Origin of the sequence: Gordonia sp. McavH-238-E (assembly GCF_022348225.1) — a bacterium.
Taxonomy (GTDB): Bacteria; Actinomycetota; Actinomycetes; order Mycobacteriales; family Mycobacteriaceae; genus Gordonia; species Gordonia terrae.
In genome coordinates, this window is the sequence record NZ_JAKRFE010000012.1 from 100,603 (window position 1) to 118,494 (window position 17,892).

17 protein-coding genes are annotated in these 17,892 nt (G+C 67.4%); 12 read left to right on the forward strand and 5 right to left on the reverse strand.

The window, feature by feature from the left end:
* Positions 1-122: 122 nt before the first annotated feature.
* Positions 123-1,064 carry a manganese catalase family protein gene (locus tag MHN80_RS18895; protein WP_239402994.1) on the forward strand — a complete coding sequence of 314 codons (942 nt, stop codon included), beginning with the start codon at positions 123-125 and terminating at the stop codon, positions 1,062-1,064.
* Between the two features lie 89 nt (positions 1,065-1,153).
* Positions 1,154-1,420 (forward strand): lipopolysaccharide assembly protein LapA domain-containing protein, encoded by a 267-nt coding sequence (locus MHN80_RS18900; RefSeq protein WP_239402995.1) that lies wholly within the window; start codon positions 1,154-1,156, stop codon positions 1,418-1,420.
* A 31-nt stretch (positions 1,421-1,451) separates the two neighbouring features.
* On the opposite strand, the gene MHN80_RS18905 is transcribed toward MHN80_RS18900, so the two are convergent.
* Both MHN80_RS18905 and MHN80_RS18910 read right to left on the reverse strand, forming a co-directional pair.
* Entirely contained in the window at positions 1,452-2,702 is a 1,251-nt protein-coding gene (locus tag MHN80_RS18905) for a triacylglycerol lipase (protein ID WP_239402996.1), read from the reverse strand.
* Between the two features lie 117 nt (positions 2,703-2,819).
* Entirely contained in the window at positions 2,820-3,464 is a 645-nt protein-coding gene (locus tag MHN80_RS18910) for a bifunctional 2-polyprenyl-6-hydroxyphenol methylase/3-demethylubiquinol 3-O-methyltransferase UbiG (RefSeq protein WP_239402997.1), read from the reverse strand.
* Between the two features lie 139 nt (positions 3,465-3,603).
* Between MHN80_RS18910 and MHN80_RS18915 the strand changes: the two genes are divergently transcribed.
* From MHN80_RS18915 to MHN80_RS18955, 9 genes are all read left to right on the forward strand, one after another.
* Positions 3,604-4,395, forward strand: coding sequence for an LLM class F420-dependent oxidoreductase (locus MHN80_RS18915; RefSeq protein WP_239402998.1), 792 nt, complete (start codon positions 3,604-3,606; stop codon positions 4,393-4,395).
* Positions 4,396-4,452: 57 nt separating this feature from the next.
* A complete protein-coding gene (locus tag MHN80_RS18920) occupies positions 4,453-6,495 on the forward strand; it encodes a TPM domain-containing protein (protein ID WP_239402999.1) in 2,043 nt (680 codons plus the stop codon).
* A 221-nt stretch (positions 6,496-6,716) separates the two neighbouring features.
* The gene (locus MHN80_RS18925) at positions 6,717-8,807 is read left to right on the forward strand and encodes a PhoX family phosphatase (protein ID WP_239403000.1); all 2,091 of its coding nucleotides are present in this window, start codon (positions 6,717-6,719) and stop codon (positions 8,805-8,807) included.
* Between the two features lie 264 nt (positions 8,808-9,071).
* A complete protein-coding gene (locus MHN80_RS18930) occupies positions 9,072-9,875 on the forward strand; it encodes an SDR family NAD(P)-dependent oxidoreductase (protein WP_101820533.1) in 804 nt (267 codons plus the stop codon).
* Positions 9,876-9,957: 82 nt separating this feature from the next.
* Positions 9,958-11,085 (forward strand): DUF5938 domain-containing protein, encoded by a 1,128-nt coding sequence (locus MHN80_RS18935; RefSeq protein WP_165629353.1) that lies wholly within the window; start codon positions 9,958-9,960, stop codon positions 11,083-11,085.
* A gap of 7 nt (positions 11,086-11,092) precedes the next feature.
* Positions 11,093-12,625 (forward strand): long-chain fatty acid--CoA ligase, encoded by a 1,533-nt coding sequence (locus MHN80_RS18940; protein ID WP_239403001.1) that lies wholly within the window; start codon positions 11,093-11,095, stop codon positions 12,623-12,625.
* A 95-nt stretch (positions 12,626-12,720) separates the two neighbouring features.
* On the forward strand, positions 12,721-13,350 hold the full coding sequence (locus MHN80_RS18945; RefSeq protein ID WP_239403002.1) for a TetR/AcrR family transcriptional regulator: 630 nt from the start codon (positions 12,721-12,723) through the stop codon (positions 13,348-13,350).
* 90 nt (positions 13,351-13,440) lie between these two features.
* Positions 13,441-13,887, forward strand: coding sequence for a MarR family winged helix-turn-helix transcriptional regulator (locus MHN80_RS18950; protein ID WP_004021086.1), 447 nt, complete (start codon positions 13,441-13,443; stop codon positions 13,885-13,887).
* A gap of 16 nt (positions 13,888-13,903) precedes the next feature.
* Positions 13,904-15,181 (forward strand): MFS transporter, encoded by a 1,278-nt coding sequence (locus MHN80_RS18955; protein WP_239403003.1) that lies wholly within the window; start codon positions 13,904-13,906, stop codon positions 15,179-15,181.
* Between the two features lie 3 nt (positions 15,182-15,184).
* Here MHN80_RS18955 and MHN80_RS18960 read toward each other — a convergent pair whose 3' ends face one another.
* Together MHN80_RS18960 and MHN80_RS18965 are read right to left on the reverse strand one after the other, a co-directional pair.
* Positions 15,185-15,826 (reverse strand): YoaK family protein, encoded by a 642-nt coding sequence (locus tag MHN80_RS18960; protein ID WP_239403004.1) that lies wholly within the window; start codon positions 15,824-15,826, stop codon positions 15,185-15,187.
* A gap of 68 nt (positions 15,827-15,894) precedes the next feature.
* Positions 15,895-16,284 carry a hypothetical protein gene (locus tag MHN80_RS18965; protein WP_239403005.1) on the reverse strand — a complete coding sequence of 130 codons (390 nt, stop codon included), beginning with the start codon at positions 16,282-16,284 and terminating at the stop codon, positions 15,895-15,897.
* Positions 16,285-16,403: 119 nt separating this feature from the next.
* On the opposite strand from MHN80_RS18965, the gene MHN80_RS18970 reads away from it, so the two are divergent.
* Entirely contained in the window at positions 16,404-17,270 is an 867-nt protein-coding gene (locus MHN80_RS18970) for a dihydrodipicolinate synthase family protein (protein WP_239403006.1), read from the forward strand.
* Here MHN80_RS18970 and MHN80_RS18975 read toward each other — a convergent pair.
* The gene (locus MHN80_RS18975; protein ID WP_239403007.1) at positions 17,260-17,889 is read right to left on the reverse strand and encodes a TetR/AcrR family transcriptional regulator; all 630 of its coding nucleotides are present in this window, start codon (positions 17,887-17,889) and stop codon (positions 17,260-17,262) included. The two genes, MHN80_RS18970 and MHN80_RS18975, sit on opposite strands and share 11 nt — an antisense overlap.
* Between the last annotated feature and the right edge of the window lie 3 nt (positions 17,890-17,892).

Consider the following 17,892-nt stretch of genomic DNA (forward strand, 5'->3'; position numbering starts at 1 on the left):
GGTGCAGTGCCTCCTATCGGACCGAGCACACCTCTGCCACAGCCGTTTCGGTCCACCCGATCACTCTGTCGGCGAACTTCCTGCACCGCCGGTCCGCCTCCAAACGAGCTCTAGGAGAACCCGTGTACCTACACACTCAGCAACTGATCAACGAGATCGCCGTCGACGAGCCCGATCCGGCCGCCGCCAACGCCTTGCAGGAGGGGCTGGGCGGGCAGTTCGGCGAGATGCGCACGATGATGCAGTATCTGTTCCAGTCCATGAACTTCCGCGGTGATCCGGCGTCCAAGCCGTACCGGGATCTGCTTCAGGGGGTGGGAACCGAAGAGATCAGCCACGTCGAACTCATCGGCACCACCATCTCCCGCCTGCTCGACGGATCGCCGGAGTACAGCGGCAAGAAGACCGATCCGGTCGACAAGCCGGGCGCCAAGGGGGCCACTCCCCTCAAGATCGCCTTGGACACCAGCAACATCCACCATTACCTCGTCGGTGCACAGGGTGCGCTGCCGGTCGACGCCGCCGGAAATCCGTGGTCGGGGTCGTATGTGTACAACAGCGGGAACCTCGTTCTCGACCTGCTCTACAACCTGATGCTCGAGTCCACCGGGCGACTGCAGAAATGTCGGATCTACGAGATGACCGACAACAAGACAGCTCGTTCCACGATCGCCTATCTGATCGTCCGGGATCAGGCGCACGAGAACGCCTTCGCGAAGGCACTGGAGAGCCTCGGGGTCAACTGGGGATCGATCCTGCCCATCCCGAAGACCAACGCCGAGCGGTTCCCCGAGGTCAAGAAGCTCGTCGACCAGGGGCTGCAGAGTGTCCAGTACACCTTCAGTGCCGACGACCAGAGCGACGCGGCGAAGCTGTACCGCGGCGCGTCCCCCAGCAATGACGGAACCGAACTGAGCACCGCGATCATGCCCGAGGGATTCCCCATGACCATCGCCCCCGAACGACGCGAAGAGTTCGCGCCCGGACTGGACAAGGATCTTCTGGCGCTGATCCAAGCGACCGCCGAGGTCGAGATCGCGGCCGCCGACGACCCCAAGAAGTAACCATGTCAGGTTGCGATTTATCCCGGTTTCCGGGACAAATCGCAACGGGATCCCGGGTGACCGCCGACGGATGCTCCTAGAGTCTCACCATGGCCAAAGACCGAGGCGCCCCCAAGCCGGGTTCCGGCACCCGTTCCCCATTGTCCAAGGTGTCTCTGCCGCAGTGGATAGCGCTCGGCCTGACAATCCTCGCGGTGGTCTTCATCATTCAGAACCGGACCACCGTGCGCATCGAGCTGTTCTGGGTGAGCGTCGAGTCGCCCCTCTGGTTCATCCTGGCCGTGGTCTTCGTCGTGGGCTGGATCGTGGGAGTGCTCGCCGCCCGCGGCCGCTACCGTCAGCGCCGAACGCACTGAGCACACTGAGGCGTCGTCGAGGTGCTCGTGTCTACGACGACCGGCCGGCAGGCAATGCCTTCCGCGGGGTGAGGTGGCCGAGCAGCCAGTCGTAGATCGCGTCGCTGTTCAACAAGGTGAAATGGTGTGCGCCGCCGATGTGGAAGCCCTCCTGGAACTTCAGCCCACGACGGGCTCGCGTGTGCTGGCCGCGGCCGCTCGGCGCGAGAACCAGTCCGTCACCGAGCAGGCGGCCCAACGGATTGTCGGGGTCGCGGGTGATGGTGGCGGTGACAAAGAGATGCCGAGCGCCGTCGAGCAGCGGGACGTCGGCCCCCGGCGGTTGCGACCACGCGTCCGGGTCGTGACCCACCCAGTCGTCGTCGGTCAGGCTGCCGTGGAACAGATCTCGCACGCCCGCGCTGCGTCGTCGCAGGAGTGAGCCGATCGGACGCGTGACCGGCGTCCGGCGCAGTGCGTTCGTCGCGAGATGGACACCGCGGGCCAGTGGCGCGCCGAGATGCGGGGTGCCCAGGCACACCGTCTCCGACACCAGGCCCGTCCAGTAATCACCGCGCTGATCGGCTGTGTGACAGGCACTTCGGACGACGAGCCCACCCATCGAGTGGCCGATGAGGGTCAACCGCGTCACCGGGGTCGGCCAGAGCAGCACGAGGGCGTCGAGCAGATCGGCGAGGGCACGACCGTTCTCGCTGATATGACGCCCGGTGTTGTAGCGGACCTGGACCTCGGTGGCGCCGAGGTCGCCGGTCAGTCGCTCACCGTACGTCGGTTGGTCGCCGAGCGCCCATGCGAACTCGGACTCCATGAGTCCGTGCAGGAATACGACGACGTGCCCACCCGCATCAGGGAAACCGTCGTAGAGCGACTCTGCGTCGAGTGCCACCGGCCGGCCGTCGACGCGGATCGACATGTCGGTGGTCAGAGGTGAGCCCGCGGTCTCCAGCTCGTCGCCGATGAGTCCGTTGAGGATGCCGAGCAGCACTGCACCGCGGTGGGTCTGCGACGGTGCGCGACCCTCAGACCACGGCGCGTATTCGGCCGCCGACCGACCGGCGTCGAGCGCCGCGGCAATCGAGTTGTAGGCGCCCTCACTGATGGCGTCGTGCACCATGCGCGCCGAATCGACCGAGCTTCCCAACACCGGCCGGAGCATCCGGAAGACACCACCGGCGATGACACGGTGCATGGATCCGACTCCGCGCGCCGCGGCGCCGGCTTCGTAGAGCCCGAGGTCCGTGAGCGCCCGCAGCTCGGCCTCACGCGTGGTCGTGGCGGTCATGCCCCGAGTGTACAGATGTGCACTGAATTCGTGGTGCGATCGCAGCGCACCCCTCCAGCCGGCGCTGCCCGATCAAGTTGCGGTTCGCCCGGCTCTCGGACCACCGCAACTCCGATCTCAGGCTGGACGGCGTCGGGCCCGGAACACCACGTCGTGCGTGTGGTGACCGCCTCCTGCCGCCCGCCCACGCTCCCGCGTCTCATCGGTCACGATCTCCCAGTCCTCTCCGAGCAGATCCGCGAAGTCGCCGGGCTGCACGTAGGCGTCGGGGTCGAAGCCGTGCGCCCGCACGCCCTCGGGGGCGTGCGCGACCACCAGCAGGGACCCGCCGGGTCCGACGGCCTCGACCATTCGGCGAGCGGCGTCGATGTTCTCCTTCGGGATCGGGAAGTAGTGCGCCGTCACGAGACCGACGTCGGCGGCGGGCACGTCATCGGCGATCACGTCGGCACGCAGCCAGGTGATGGACGGTCGCGGGTCGATCTCGCGGGCCCGGTCGACCGCGACCTGCGAGATGTCCAGGGCCGTGACCTGCCATCCACGGTCGGCCAGCCACCGGGCGTCGGCACCCTCGCCCGACCCGACGTCGAGTGCGGTGCCCGGGTCGAGGTCGGACACCTCGGCGACGAGCGCGGGGTTGACGTCAGACGTCCAGAGCCGATCCGCGCCGCGGTAGCGCGCATCCCAACCCTCGGCAGATCCCGGATCGTGGGGCTTCGCGGGTTGGGTCACGGTGTCGGGGCTGCTGTCGTCGGTGGCCATGCCCTCGACTGTGGCATGCGAGATCGCGGGTCGCCAGAACGGTTGCCGATGCGGCAAGAATCGACCCGGGGTCCGGGTCGACCCGGGTCTCCCGTCACGTCCGTCGACGAACCTGCCGACAGCGGGCAGACTGGTCGACATGGCCTTCCCCATTCGCATCGGTGTCCAACTCCAGCCCCAGCACGCACCCGAGTACTCGCTGATCCGTGACGCGGTCCGCCGCGCCGAGGACACGGGTGTCGACGTCGCGTTCAACTGGGATCACTTCTATCCGCTGTACGGCGCCCCGGAGGGCGAACACTTCGAGTGTTGGACGATGCTCGGCGCGTGGGCCGAGCAGACCTCCCGCGTGGAGATCGGCGCGCTCGTGACCTGCAACTCCTACCGCAATCCGGAATTGCTCGCCGACATGGCCCGCACGGTCGACCACATCAGTGGCGGCCGCCTGATCCTGGGCGTCGGAGCCGGCTGGTTCGAGAAGGACTACGACGAGTACGGATACGACTTCGGCACCGTCGGGTCCCGTCTGAACGATTTCGGCGCGGCGCTGCCGAGGATCAAATCGCGTCTGGCCAAGCTCAATCCGGCTCCCACCCGCGACATCCCGATCCTGATCGGCGGCAGCGGCGAGAAGAAGACCCTGCGCTACATCGCCGAGCACGGCGACGTCTGGCACGGTTTCAACGACGTCGAGCAGTACCGGCACAAGGCCGAGGTGCTGGCCGACCACTGCGCCGCCGTGGGGCGCGACCCCGAGACCATCGAACGGTCCTCGGGTGTCCAGTTCGACGGGGACACCGACGCCCTCCTGCGCGACGCGGACGCGCTCGCCGACGAGGGCGTCACCTTGCTGACCGTCGGCGTCACCGGCCCCGACTACGACCTCACCGCACTCGAGGCGCTCTGCCGCTGGCGCGACTCGCGGAACTGACCCGCGTAGCGTGCGGCGTCGACGACACCGCACGCCCGCACGGCTAGGTTTGTGATCATGCATCGAGTGCCGGCACTTCGGGAACTGCTGACACGCGTGGCCTCGGCGGCCGCGCTGGTGGGATTGCTGGGCTTGATCGTGGCCCTGGCATCACCCGGCGCGGCGTCGGCCGAACCGCCGACCCGGCTGCCCACCTACGTCGTCGACTCCGCCGACGCGATCACACCGGAACAGCGCACCGAGCTCGAGGCGGCGATCGACGCGCTCTACAACGACCACGCGGTCCAGATGTGGATCGTGTATGTCCGCGACTTCGACGGCCTCACCAGCGAACAGTGGGCCGATCAGACCGCCGTCGCCAGTGAGTTGGGTGATCACGACGCCCTGCTCGCCGTCGCGACCGAGGACCGGGCGTACCGGTTGTTCGCCCCCGACAGCGTCGGCGGCCTGGATCAGTCCACGCTCGAAGAGGTGGCCAACGACGACGTCGTCCCGCAGCTGCGCGACGGCAACTGGGCGGGTGCCGGGCTCGCGGCGGTCAACGGGCTGTCCGGAGCGCTCGAGCCGAGCCACACCGGCGTGATCGCGGCCGGGGTCGTCGGCGGGGTGATCGTGCTCGGCGGCGGCGGCGCCTACCTCTACTCACGACGACGGAGGCAACGTCGGATCTCCGAAAGCGTCGAGACCCTGCGTGAGCAGGAACTGACCGTGGACCAGTTGGCCGCCCAGCCCGTCGAGGTGCTCGACCCGTGGTCACGCGAAGTGCTCACCGACCTGGACAACGCGATCCGGACCAGCAAGGAAGAGCTACAGCTTGCGGTGGGCGAGTTCGGGGAGGTCGAGACCGCGCCGTTCACGGACACCGTACGACGGGCCGAGGAGGCTCTGGCACGGGCGTTCGCATTGCGGCAACGGCTCGACGACAACGTCCCCGAGACCGACGACGAGCGCCGCTCGATCCTGGTGCAGATCATCACCACGAGCACCGAGATCGACGGCGTGCTCGACGATCAGGTCGAGAACTTCGACGCGATGCGCAATCTGCTCATCAACGCGGACTCGAGGTTCGATTCGATCACCCAGCAGTTGATCGGCCTCCGCGCCCGGCTGGAATCGGCGTCCCAGCAGCTCACCGACCTCATCGGCAAGCACGGCGAAGCCACCCTGACCTCCGTTCTCGACAATGTCGATCTCGCCCGGTCCCAGATCGACTTCGCCGAGGCCACCGCGGACCAGGGCCGCGCCGCGATCGCCGCGCCGGTGGGTCAGCAGGGCCCGGCGGTTGCCGCGATCCGATCGGCGGAGGGTTCGATCGAGCAGGCGACCGTGCTCCTCGACGCCATCGACCACGCGGATGCAAACATCGCCGCCGCCCGCTCCCGGATGCCTGCGCTCATCGCCGAGGTCGAGGAGGAGCTCGCCGAGGCGGACGCCCTGGCGGAGGCCGGTGGACCGTCACTGGTGAGCGCGATCGAGACCGCGCGCACGGCGGTTGCCGGCGCGCGCGGCAACTTCGACGCCGACCCCCTGGGCACCTTCACCGCGCTGGTCGACGCCGACGCCGACCTCGACGACGCGCTCGCGGCCGCTCGCGATGCCGCTGCCGAACGCATCCGCCGCGCGCAGGTCCTCACGGCCGCACTCGAGTCGGCCGGCGCGAAGGTGACCGCGGCCGCGGATTTCATCGGCACCCGCCGCGGTGCCATCCAGTCCACCGCTCGCACCCGGCTCGCCGAAGCGCAACGCCTCCTCCAGTCCGCCACGGACCTTGCTGCCACCGATCCACCCGCGGCGACGGAGACGGCGCGTCGTGCCGGTTCGCTCGCCGATCAGTCCTTGATGGCCGCCCAGGGTGACGTGGTCAGCTGGCAACAGTCGCAGCAGCGGCACCCGACCGGCGCGTCCACCGCCGGCGCGGTCCTCGGCGGCATCCTCGTCGACAGTTTCCTGCGCGGCACGATCGGCGGTCGCGGAGGGGGATTCGGCGGCGGCTTCGGCGGCGGCTTCGGGGGAGGCGGCTTCGGCAGCGGTGGCCGCAGTCCGGGATCGTTCGGCGGCTCCGGGTCCTCGGGCCGGATCGGCACCGGCGGTCGCTTCTGAATCGCCGGCGCCGGGAGCGAAGCGAGCGGGCCGAATCAGAACACCGGCGCCGGGAGCACAGCGAGCGGGCCGAATCAAAAGCCGCGATGTTCCACGTGGAACCAACAGGGGTGTTGGGTTGCCGTTCACAATCGGGTAGCCATCGGTTCGCTTCGCCCTCCTAACGTGCTCCTCGTCGTGCGCCGGCCCCGTGGCGCGACCATGCTTTCAGAGGAGCCCGTGTGCGTATTCCGTTGCAGCTGTTCATGTCCACCGGTGAGGATGCCGGGCGCTCGTCTCGCGCCTACGTGACCTGCCGCTACAAGTGCGGCGACGCCTGCCGGCACGATCCGGGCAACTCGAGCGACAACACCTACTTCCGGGACGTCGTCCGGACAGCGGTGTCGCGTCGCAGCGTCCTGAAGACCTCGGCCGGCGCCGCCGTGGCCGTCGGCGCAACATCCCTCCTCGCGGCGTGCGGGGATTCCGGTTCGTCCGACCCGGCGTCGTCGAGCGGCACCCCGTCCGGAGATGCACTGCCCGGCATGAAGTTCGATGCCGTGGCGCCGAACACCGAGGACGCCGTGGTGATCCCGGACGGATATCGCCAGGAGGTCGTGATCAGGTGGGGCGACCCGATTCTGCCCGGCGCACCCGAGTTCGACTTCGCCAACCAGACCCCGGAGGCGCAGGCCGGGCAGTTCGGGTTCAACAACGACTTCGCCGGGCTCATCCCGGTCGACGGGGTCGCCGACCATCACTACCTGGTCGCCAACCTCGAGTATCCGACCGAACCGTTCATGTTCACCGGGTACATCGACGGCGAACCCACCGAGCAGCAGGCCAGGATCGCGATGGCGTCGGTCGGCATCGCGATCGTCGAGGTCACCTCGCAATCCGGGAGTGGTGCACTCAAACCCGTTGTGGGTCCGCGTAACCGGCGGCTCACCGCGTCCAGCCCGTTCCGCCTGACGGGTCCTGCCGCGGGCAGCGAGTTCGTCAAGACCGCAGCCGACCCGGCCGGGACGACCGTCCTGGGGACCTTCGCGAACTGCTCCGGCGGACTGACCCCGTGGGGCACCATGCTCTCCGGCGAGGAGAACTTCAACAACTACTTCGCCAACCCGAGCACGATCACCGAACCCAAGGCGGCGGAGCGACTCGAACGCTACTCCTTCGAGGACGACGGGGACGAGCACCACTGGGGACGGTTCGACAAGCGCTTCGACCTGGCTGTCGAGCCGAACGAGGGCAATCGCTTCGGCTACATCGTCGAGGTCGACCCGCATGATCCGAATGCCGTTCCGGTCAAGCACAGTTCGATGGGCCGGTTCAAGCACGAGTCGGCGAACATCTACGTGGTCGGCAGCGGCCCGGACAAGGGCACCGTCGTCGCGTACAGCGGCGACGACGAGCGTTTCGAGTACATCTACAAGTTCGTGTCGAGCCGGAAGATGAAGTCCGGACTGTCGAAGACCGCGCGTGAGCACAACATGGGCATCCTCGACGAAGGCACGCTCTACGTCGCCACCTTCACCGGCGACTCCCCCGATCCGGTCGACGGCTCCGGCACTCCGCCCGCCTCAGGGAAATTCGCGGGCAAGGGATCGTGGAAACCGCTGTTGACGGTCAACGCCGACGGCTCGGCACGCTCCTACGTCTCGGGGATGTCACCCGCCGAGGTGGCGGTCTTCACCCGTCAGGCCGCCGACACCGTCGGCGCGACCAAGATGGACCGGCCCGAGGACATCGAGCCGAACCCGAAGACCGGCAAGGTCTACTGCGCACTGACGAACAACGACGACCGAGGCACCGACGGGAAGGCCGCCGCCGACGCCGTGAATCCCCGCAACGAGAACAAGAACGGCCAGGTTCTCGAGATGACCGACGACCACACCGGTACCGAGTTCACCTGGGAACTCCTGCTGGTGTGCGGTGATCCCGGCGCCGCCGACACGTACTACGGCGGCTTCGACAAGACCAAGGTCAGCGCCATCTCCTGCCCCGACAACGTCGCCTTCGATCCGCACGGAAACCTGTGGATCTCGACCGACGGCAACGCGCTCGACAGCAACGACGGCCTGTTCGCGGTTGCGCTCGACGGCGAGCGGCGCGGCGAGACCAAGCAGTTCCTCACCGTGCCCAAGGGCGGTGAGACCTGCGGCCCGATCATCGACACCGATCGCGTCCTCATCGCCGTCCAGCACCCGGGCGAGCTCGACGACCACTCCGCCGACAACCCGGCGTCGCACTGGCCCGATGGCGGTGACTCCCAGCCGCGACCCGCCGTCGTCGCCGTGTGGCGGGACGGTGGCGCCGAGATCGGCGTCTGATCACGGCTTCCCGATCGCGGCGCCCCTGAACTCTCCATCCGGGTGAGTTCGGGGGCGCCGTCGTCTGCCGGGATCGCTCGACTGCTCACCTTCATCGACACGACCCGACCCGACGCGCCGGGGGTTCGTGACAGTCGTCAAGTTTTTTCTTGACGACTGTCAAGCTTTCGACTTAGTGTGGCGTGCGACACAGATCGCATCGACTGTGTTTCGCTCTCCGCCGGCGCTGACGGCTCGCGGCGGTTCCTACTGGAGGTGTCAACGATGACGAGTTATGACCTGACCGGACGAACCGCGCTGGTCACCGGCGGCGCGCAGGGTCTCGGGGCCGGAATGGCCGAGGCTCTTGCCGCTGCGGGTGCCTCCGTCGCGATCGGCGACGTGAACGCCGACGGCGGTCGGCAGACCGTCGAATCCCTACGCGCGCAAGGCGCGAAAGCCGAATTTGTCGCTCTCGACGTCACCGACGACTCGGCCTGGGAGGCGGCGGTGGCGTCGACCGTCGAGGCCCTGGGAGGTCTCGACATCGTCGTGAACAACGCCGGCATCGAGGTGACGAACCTCCTGGTCGACCTCGATGCCGGAGAGGCGTCGAAGATGCTGGACGTCAACGTCTTGGGTACGGCCCTCGGCATCAAGCACGCGTTCCGCGCCATGCGTCCCGGCGGTCTCGCGGGCAAGGGCGGCGCAGTCGTGAACATCGCATCCGTCGCTGCGACAATCGCTTTCCCGGGGATCAGCGTCTACTCCGCGACGAAATCGGGGATCGATCGCCTCACCCGCGTCGCGGCCGCGGAGTCGGGCAAGCTGGGGTACGGCGTCCGCGTCAACTCGATCTATCCCGCGCTCACCCCGACCGCGATGGGCAACAAGCTCGCCGTCGAGACCGCCGCGCTGGGTCTGTTCGAGTCGCCGGAGGCGGCTGCACAGGCCGTCGCGGAGCTGACTCCCCTGGGCCGGCTCGGCCAGGTCGACGACATGGCCGACGCCGTGGTCTTCCTCGTCTCCGACGCCGCGAAGTTCATCACCGGCGCCGGCCTGCCGGTCGACGGCGGGATGGGGATGTAGCAAGCTCATCGAACCCCGCACGTCACAACGCTTTCCACGAACATCCGAACCAAAACCGTTTCCAGACACGAGGAGTCCCACCATGCCCACTGACAAGCGCGTCGTCGTCTACGGAGCGTCCGGTTACACCGGTCGGCTGATCTGCGAATATCTGCGCGAGTACAACATCCCGTTCCTGGCGGCGGGTCGCGACCATGCCCGGCTGAAGAGCGCGGTCGAGGCGGTGCCCGGCATCGACACCGTCGCCTACGACATCGTCGAGGTCGAGCACACGGTCGAGGCACTCACCGAGGCGTTCCGCGGCGCCGACGTCGTACTGAACACGGTCGGACCGTTCGCCCGCTACGGTCACGAGGTCGTCCAGGCCTGCCTGGAGATCGGGGCCCATTACACCGACACCAACGGTGAGCAGAACTGGATGATCGACGCCGAGGCCCGGTACGGTGCCGAATTCGCCTCGCGCGAACTGGTGTTGACCCCTGGGCTGGCTCAGATGTACTCGATCGGCGAGATCGCGGCGAACATCTGTCTGGAGAACCCGGGACTGGACACCCTCGACATCCAGGTGTTCTGGAAGGGCCACCCGACGGTCGCGTCGACCAACACGATCCTCACGAATGCCGCGTTCGCGAAGGCGTACTACCTCGAGGAGAACGAGTACGTCGAGTGGCCCGCGGACGAAGGTCTGTACACCGTGAGCGTGCCCGGCCAGCACGATCTCGGGCTCGCGCTGCCCTGGGGCGGAACGTCACACCCGGTGTGGTTCAAGAACGATCCGCGCGTGGCCACCGCCAAGGCGCTCGGTGGCGTGTTCAATCGTCCGCTGATGCAGGGCGTTCCGGTCCTCGTTGCGGCTGCGCTCGAACAGATGGAGGGCAAGTCCGAGGAGGAGAAGTATCGCATCATCGACGAGCAGTCGGCCGCCATCCGCAGCGAGATGCCGCCGCGGGAGAATCCGCGCCTGAACACCTCGCTCGACTCGGTGTACGCGTCGGGACCTCTGGGTCGGGCGCACTGTGTGATCCACGGCAACTCCAACTACAAGCAGACTGCGCTCCTCAACGCGCATGCCGCCAACGAACTGCTGCAGGCACGTCCCCGCCGCGTCGGCTTCGTGTCCAGCTGCCAGGCCTTCGGGCACCGCGAATTGCTCGGTACACTGCGGGCTTTCGGTCTGGTGCTGGACCCGATCGTCTCCGTTCACCGCTGAGGTCGGCGTGCGACTCTCGGAGTACCTCGACAAGGGCGCCTCGATGGGACGCGATGCGCCCTGCCTCACCACCGGCGGCGTCACCGCGACCTACGGCGAGGTTCAGGACCGTTCGTCCGCGATCGCGGGAGCGTTGCAACACAACGGGATCGAGGCGGGCGATCGGGTCGCCGTCCTGTCGTCGAACGACCCGCTGGCATTGACGTGCGTCTTCGGTATCTCGCGCGCCGGCGCGGTGTGGTGCCCGGTCAATCCCCGAAACGAGGCCGACGAGAACCGGCAGCTGTTCGACCTCTTCGGGTGTCGGCTGCTGTTCTTCCAGGCGAAGTTCGCCGGGTTGGTCGAGAAGATCAAAGATCAGCTACCTCAATTGGATCGGCTCGTGTGCCTGGACGGCGACGTCGAGTGGGCGACCTCCTTCGACGCCTGGCTCGACGCGCACCGCGCGGAGCCGGACGAGAGCCGACGACCCGACGGCGGCCTGTGCATGCTGGCCGGTACCGGCGGAACGACCGGGCGTCCGAAGGGGGTGCGACTGACCGAGGACAACATGATGACCTCGACCGCGCTGGCGCTGATGAGCTACCCCTTCGGCGACCGGCCGCGCTACCTCGCGCTGGCCCCGCTGACCCACTCGGCGGGGGTGCTGACGTTTCCGATCCTCAGCCTCGGCGGCGAGGTCGTGATCATGCCGGCGCCCGACATCGGCGAGTTCTTGGCGCTGATCGAGCGGCATCGCATCACTCACGCGTTCCTGCCGCCGACGGTGATCTACGGGGTTCTCGACCATCCTGATCTCGATAGTCGGGACCTGACCTCGCTGCGATGTCTCTGGTACGGCGCAGCGCCGATGTCGCCGACCCGCCTCGAGGAGGCGCTGACGCGGATCGGTCCGGTTCTGGGCCAGCTGTTCGGACAGACCGAGGCACCCAACATGATCGCGACCCTGGCGCCGGCGGAGCACTTCCACGACGACGGCTCGATGGCGACCGAGCGGTTCAGCTCGGCCGGCCGGCCGACACCGCTGACCACGGTGGCGATCATGAGCGACGACGGAACGCTGCTGGGTCGCGGGGAACGAGGCGAGATCGTCGTCCGCGGTCCGCTGGTCATGGACGGTTACCACCAGAACCCCGCGGCCACCGCCGAGGTCAGTGCACACGGCTGGCATCACACCGGAGACATCGGCTACCTCGACGACTCCGGCTACCTCTTTGTCGTCGACCGCGCCAAGGACATGATCATCACGGGCGGCTTCAACGTCTACTCGGCCGAGGTCGAGCAGGCGCTCCTCGCGCACCCGGCGGTCAAAGACTCGGCGGTGATCGGTCTACCCGATCCCAAGTGGGGCGAACGGGTGACGGCCGCCGTCGAATTGCGCGCCGGGCAGCAGGTCGACGCCGCTGACCTGATCGTGTTCGTGAAGGAACGGATCGGCAGCGTCAAGGCCCCGAAGGAGATCGAGATCTGGACCGAGCTGCCGCGGTCGAAAGTCGGCAAGATCCTGAAGACGGAGGTTCGCGGCGCGTTCGGCCGGTGACGCTCAGCCCGCCGGACTGGACGAGTGTCAAGTCCGGCGGGGTGGGTACACTGAGGCCTCGTAACTCCAACGATTTCTCCAGCAAGGACGGCGAGATGACGCAGGTCGTCGACCGGCAGGCCCGTATCGAGGCCCGCTCGCGCGACAAGTTCCAGGCGAAGCGTGACGAGCTCGCCATGGCAACTCTGACGACGCTTGCCGAACTGGGTTACGCACGCACGAGCCTGCGGGAGATCGCCCAGAACTCCGAGTACTCGCACGGGGTGCTGCACTACTACTTCACCGACAAACTCGACCTCATCGCCCACGCGGTCCGGCAGTACGAAGCCGTCTGCGTGACCCGCTACGACGAGGCCGTCGCCAACGCCACCGATGCCGCGCACCTGCGCGACGAGTTCGCCGACACGTTCTTCGCCGGCATGCACTCCGAGGCCTCCATCCACCGACTCTGGTACGACCTGCGCAACCAGAGCATGTTCGACGACTCGTTCCGCTCCGACGTCATCGAGATCGAGAGCCGGCGCGAAGAGATGATCTGGCGCGTGGTCGAGCGGTACTGCGAGTTGTCGGGAACAACACCCGTGGTGACACCCGCAGTCGCGTACATCGCACTCGACGGCATCTTCCAGCGCGGTCTGCTCAGCGAGATCGACGGCAGGCCGGAGGGCGTTGCAAACGCCCGACTCGACCTCATCGCCTTCTTCGACGTCGTGGGGCACCTCTGACCGTCTGACCACTCCGTTCGCGCGTTCGTGCGCAGCATCACAACCCCCTGCCCTAATACTTCGAAGTCCTAAGTATTAGACTCTCTAAACGTGTCCGCTTCCGAACCCGCGCAGCTCGCCCTGACCCTGCGGCCGACGATCACCAGGCTGTACCTGGCACTTCGCCGACGCGCACCGTCGGTCGAGCTGACCGCCGCGCAGACCTCAGCCCTGAGTGTTCTCGCCGACCACGGGTCGATGCGCATGGGTGAATTCGCCGACCGCGAATCCATCCGCATGCCGACAGCGACGTCGGTGATCGACGGACTCACGAAACACGAGCTGGTCGACCGCAGCCCCGATCCGACCGACCGTCGCGCCGTCCTCGTCGGCCTCACCGATCACGGACACGCCTTGGTGAAGCAGATCCGCAAGGAGCGGGACGTCATCCTCACGGGTGCGCTCGCCGAGCTCACCGATGAGCAGCGCGACGCCATCGCCGCCGCGGGTCCCGCCCTGCAGGCGCTGCGCGACCGACTCGACAACCATTCCGCCTGATCTGGCAAAGGACCCCATGACCGTCACCGAACACACCCCGAGCGACACCCTCGCGAGCACGGCTCAGACCGAGCCGTCGATGCTCGCGTCCTTACGAGCGCAACCGCGTGCCGTGTGGATCACCGCATTCGCCGCCGTCATCGCCTTCATGGGCATCGGCCTCGTCGACCCGATCCTGCACAGCATCGCCGAGGCGCTGAACGCCCCGCCGGAGAAGCTCACGCTCCTGTTCGGCGTGTATGTCGGCGTCCAGTGCGTCGCGATGCTGCTGACCGGTTGGGCCGCATACCGTTTCGGGCCGAGGCGCACGCTCACCGTCGGGTTGGGACTCATCGTCGTCGCTGCCGGCGTCTCGGCCTTCGCCGACAACATCGACCAGCTCATCGCCTACCGCGTGATCTGGGGTCTCGGCAACGCGCTGTTCCTCGCCACCGCACTGGCTTTCATCGTCCAGTCGGCGGTCGGGAACCGGAACAGCGCCATCATGATGTACGAGGCCGCGCTGGGCATCGGCCTCGCGGTCGGACCGCTCCTGGGCGCCACACTCGGTGAATGGACCTGGCGCGCACCGTTTGCCGGGACCGCACTACTGATGCTGGCCGGCGCTGTTCTCTGTGCGGTCATGCTCCCCGCCGACGGCCCGCGATCCGAGCGCGTCCGGGTGCGGATCGTCGACCCGATCAAGGTCCTGCGCAACCGCACCCTGTTCGTCACCTCCGTCGGGTCCGCGTTCTACACGGGCGCACTGTTCACCGTGATCGCCTGGGCACCCATCGCGATGGGACTCCGGCCCATCTATGCGGGACTGGTCTTCTTCGGCTGGGGTCTGCTCACCGCGGTCGCAGGCGTCTTCGTGGCACCGCTCCTGGCGCGGCTCGTCGGCGAGAAGGCCGGGGTCATGGTGGCCATCTCGACGTACGGGCTGGTCATGGTGCTCGCCGGGGTCGGCACGGCCACCGGACAGGTCTGGCTGATCGGGCTGGCCGTCATCCTCTCCGGCTTCCCGTCCGGCGTGCTCAACACCCTCTTCACCGACGTCGCGATGTCGGCGGTCGGCGGCGACACCCCGCGTTCGGTCTCCAGTGCCGGATTCAGCTTCCTGCGCTGGATGGGCGCCGCCATCGCAGCGGTCCTCGTTGCGTACCTCGCGAAGTGGACCGGCTCGGAGGCGACTCCGTGGTGGTTCGCCACCGGGTACTGCGTCGTCGCCCTCGGCGCGGTGTCGCTGGCGAAGGTCGCCCACGACCGCAAGGTCGCCGACGACGCCGCCCTCATCGGGGCCGAGGAGTTCTGAGGCTCAGGGGGCGGGGATCGGCCTGACGTTCCGATGCCCCTGGATGCACACCACCGCGGTGAGCACGGCGGCCAGCCCCATCGCCCAGGACATGTGCGCGTAGCGCAGCAGCACAGCACCGACGACCGCGCCGGCGAACAGGGCGAGAATGGCCGCCGACCGCCTGTTCCACCAGCCGCGCCACCCTCCGGTGAAGAGGTCCGCGGACAGTTGGGTGAGCGTCGACGTCACGACGACGGTGGTCATGTCCTTGATCGCGAGCTTGCGCGCCACACACGCCTGCACACCCATGACCCCGGCGGTGGCACACGCCGCCACGATCTCGAAGTGCGCCGAGTCCGCGACCCGGGGAACCGCGAACAGCGCGGTGAGAGTCACCAGAACCGCGCTACCCATCCCCAGTAACCCGGTGGTGAGCGACGTCCACGACGTGTCCTGACGCCGGAGCAGGAACCCGGCGACGGCTGCTGCCAACGTGAACGTCGCCAGTGCCGCCAGCGGCCCGGCCACCGGCAGATCATCCGCGCCGGCCGCGCCCATGCCGAGGATCACGACGTTGCCGGTCATGTTGCCGACGAAGACGCGGTCGAGACCGAGGTAGCCCACCGCATCGACCAGTCCGGTGACGAAGGTCAGAACGACCATGAGAGACACCGCGTGGACGGGTCCCCGCCTGCTTGCCTGGGCAGATCTCGACAGGGTTGCGCCCGCGGTCATCTGGTGAAGGAACCGCGGTCGTTGTGCTCCCATGGGAGTTCGTGCTCGCTCGGCGATTCGTCGAGCAGTTCGACGATGAAATGGGTGACGCTGCGGTCCTCCAGATTTCGGATGCGATGTGGTTTCAGAGGCAGTTCGCGCCCCACCGTCTTGTAGAGGACAAATCCCGCCTGGGCGACCTGGCTGATCCCCCACTCGTCGTCACCCAGGTCCTGGCCCTGCGCGGTACCGGGTTCGGGCCACACGACGACGTGGTCATGGTGATGCTGGTGGAAGTCGAACATCCCGTGCGGCTCGAGCGTCATGGACCAGACGCGCACGCGGTCGTTCTCGAAGAGAAGTGTGTCGCCGGGCGTCGGCGGGATGTCGCGATCTGCGGTGGACATGGGACCTCCTGTATTGGATGCTATTTTTGGAGAATAGCATCTTCTTACTGAAAGGCTCCCCAACTCCGATGAAACGTCAGCAGGGCGCCGGCGACCCGAGAAGCATCACAGCCTGGGGCATGGTGCCGACTCCCTTCACCCGGACCGGCGATGTCGACCACGCCTCCCTGCACCGCGTCGTGACACACCTGCGCAGTTGTGGCTGCGACGGTTTCATCGCGCTGGGTGCCATCGCCGAGCCGGGCACCCTCAGCCGAAGTGAGAAAGTCGATACCGTGCGGACCATCGCCGTGGCGGCGGGTAGCGCACCGGTCGCCGGTGCGGTTCTCGCACTCGAGCCCGAGCGGTTCGACGCCGACCTGAACGCTCTGAGCACACAGACCCGAGACGTTCTCTCCGCGATCATGATCCCGGTGAACAGCCCCGATCCGGACCTTCTCGAGGCGGCGATCGAACACGCCGGCCTCGCCTCTGGACTCCCGGTCATACTCCAGGACCTGCCCCGGTTCTCCGGTGTCCACATCGACACCTCCGACCTCGCCGCGGCGGTGTCGGCGAGCTCGTGCTGCATGGCCGTGAAGTGTGAGGCGCCACCGACGTACGAACGGATCCGGTTTTTGTCGGAGCACACCTCCACTGCCCTCATCAGTGGGTTCGGCGGCCTCGGCCTCGTCGACGACGTGATCGCGGGTGCATCATCGGTCGCAATAGGATCCACCCCGACGCGGGAGGTCGTCGAGGCGATGAGGCGGGCGCTCGACGGCCGTTACGAAGAGGCATCCGCGATGATCGGAACGGTGGCGTCGCGAATCCACTTCGAGACCCAACCAGGCGCGAATGTCGCCATCCGCAAACGATATTGGCAACGGGCCGGCGTCATCGAGACACACGTGGTACGACAACCGACCCGCGGATTCGGTCCCGAACTCGAAGAGCATTCGCTCGTTCACCACCCGGCGGTCTCGCCGTTCGGCCTCACGACCTGACGTCGTCCAACAGGCGGGTGGTGACGTCGATCAACGAGTCAGCGTACTCGTCCGGGCTCGGAAAGCCGTCGTAGGGAACGGTTCCGGGGGCCAGATGACCTAACGAGATGACCCGCATGAGCAGACTCTGCACGATGACTTCATAGGCCGTCGCGACAGCCCGCTCGTCATGGACGCCTTGAGCTCTCAGGCTGTCGACGAGAACCGATCGAATCTGCTCGTGGAAGGCGAAACCCCGACTCCGCAGCCGCTCATCGTGGGCGGAGTGGACGAAGATGAACGCGTACAGGCGTTCCGCGCCGAACAGGGTGCGGCTCAACGTGCCGATGTAGGCACGCAGAATCGCCTCCGGCGTCGGCCGCGTCTCCGCGAGACGTCGCTCGATCTCGTCGGCGAGGTCGGAGAGCGCCTGGTCCTTGACCGCGTACAACAACGAGTCCTTGTCCGGGTACCGGCCATACACTCCCCCGACGGACACCGCCGCACGGGAGGCCACCGCCGCCATCGTGAAGTCCTGGATTCCGACGTCGGTGATCACCTCGATGGCGGCCTGCAGGATTCGTGCCGCCGATTGCCGACTACGGCTCTGTTGTGGCTCCAGCGCGGGGCGAACGGTCATCGA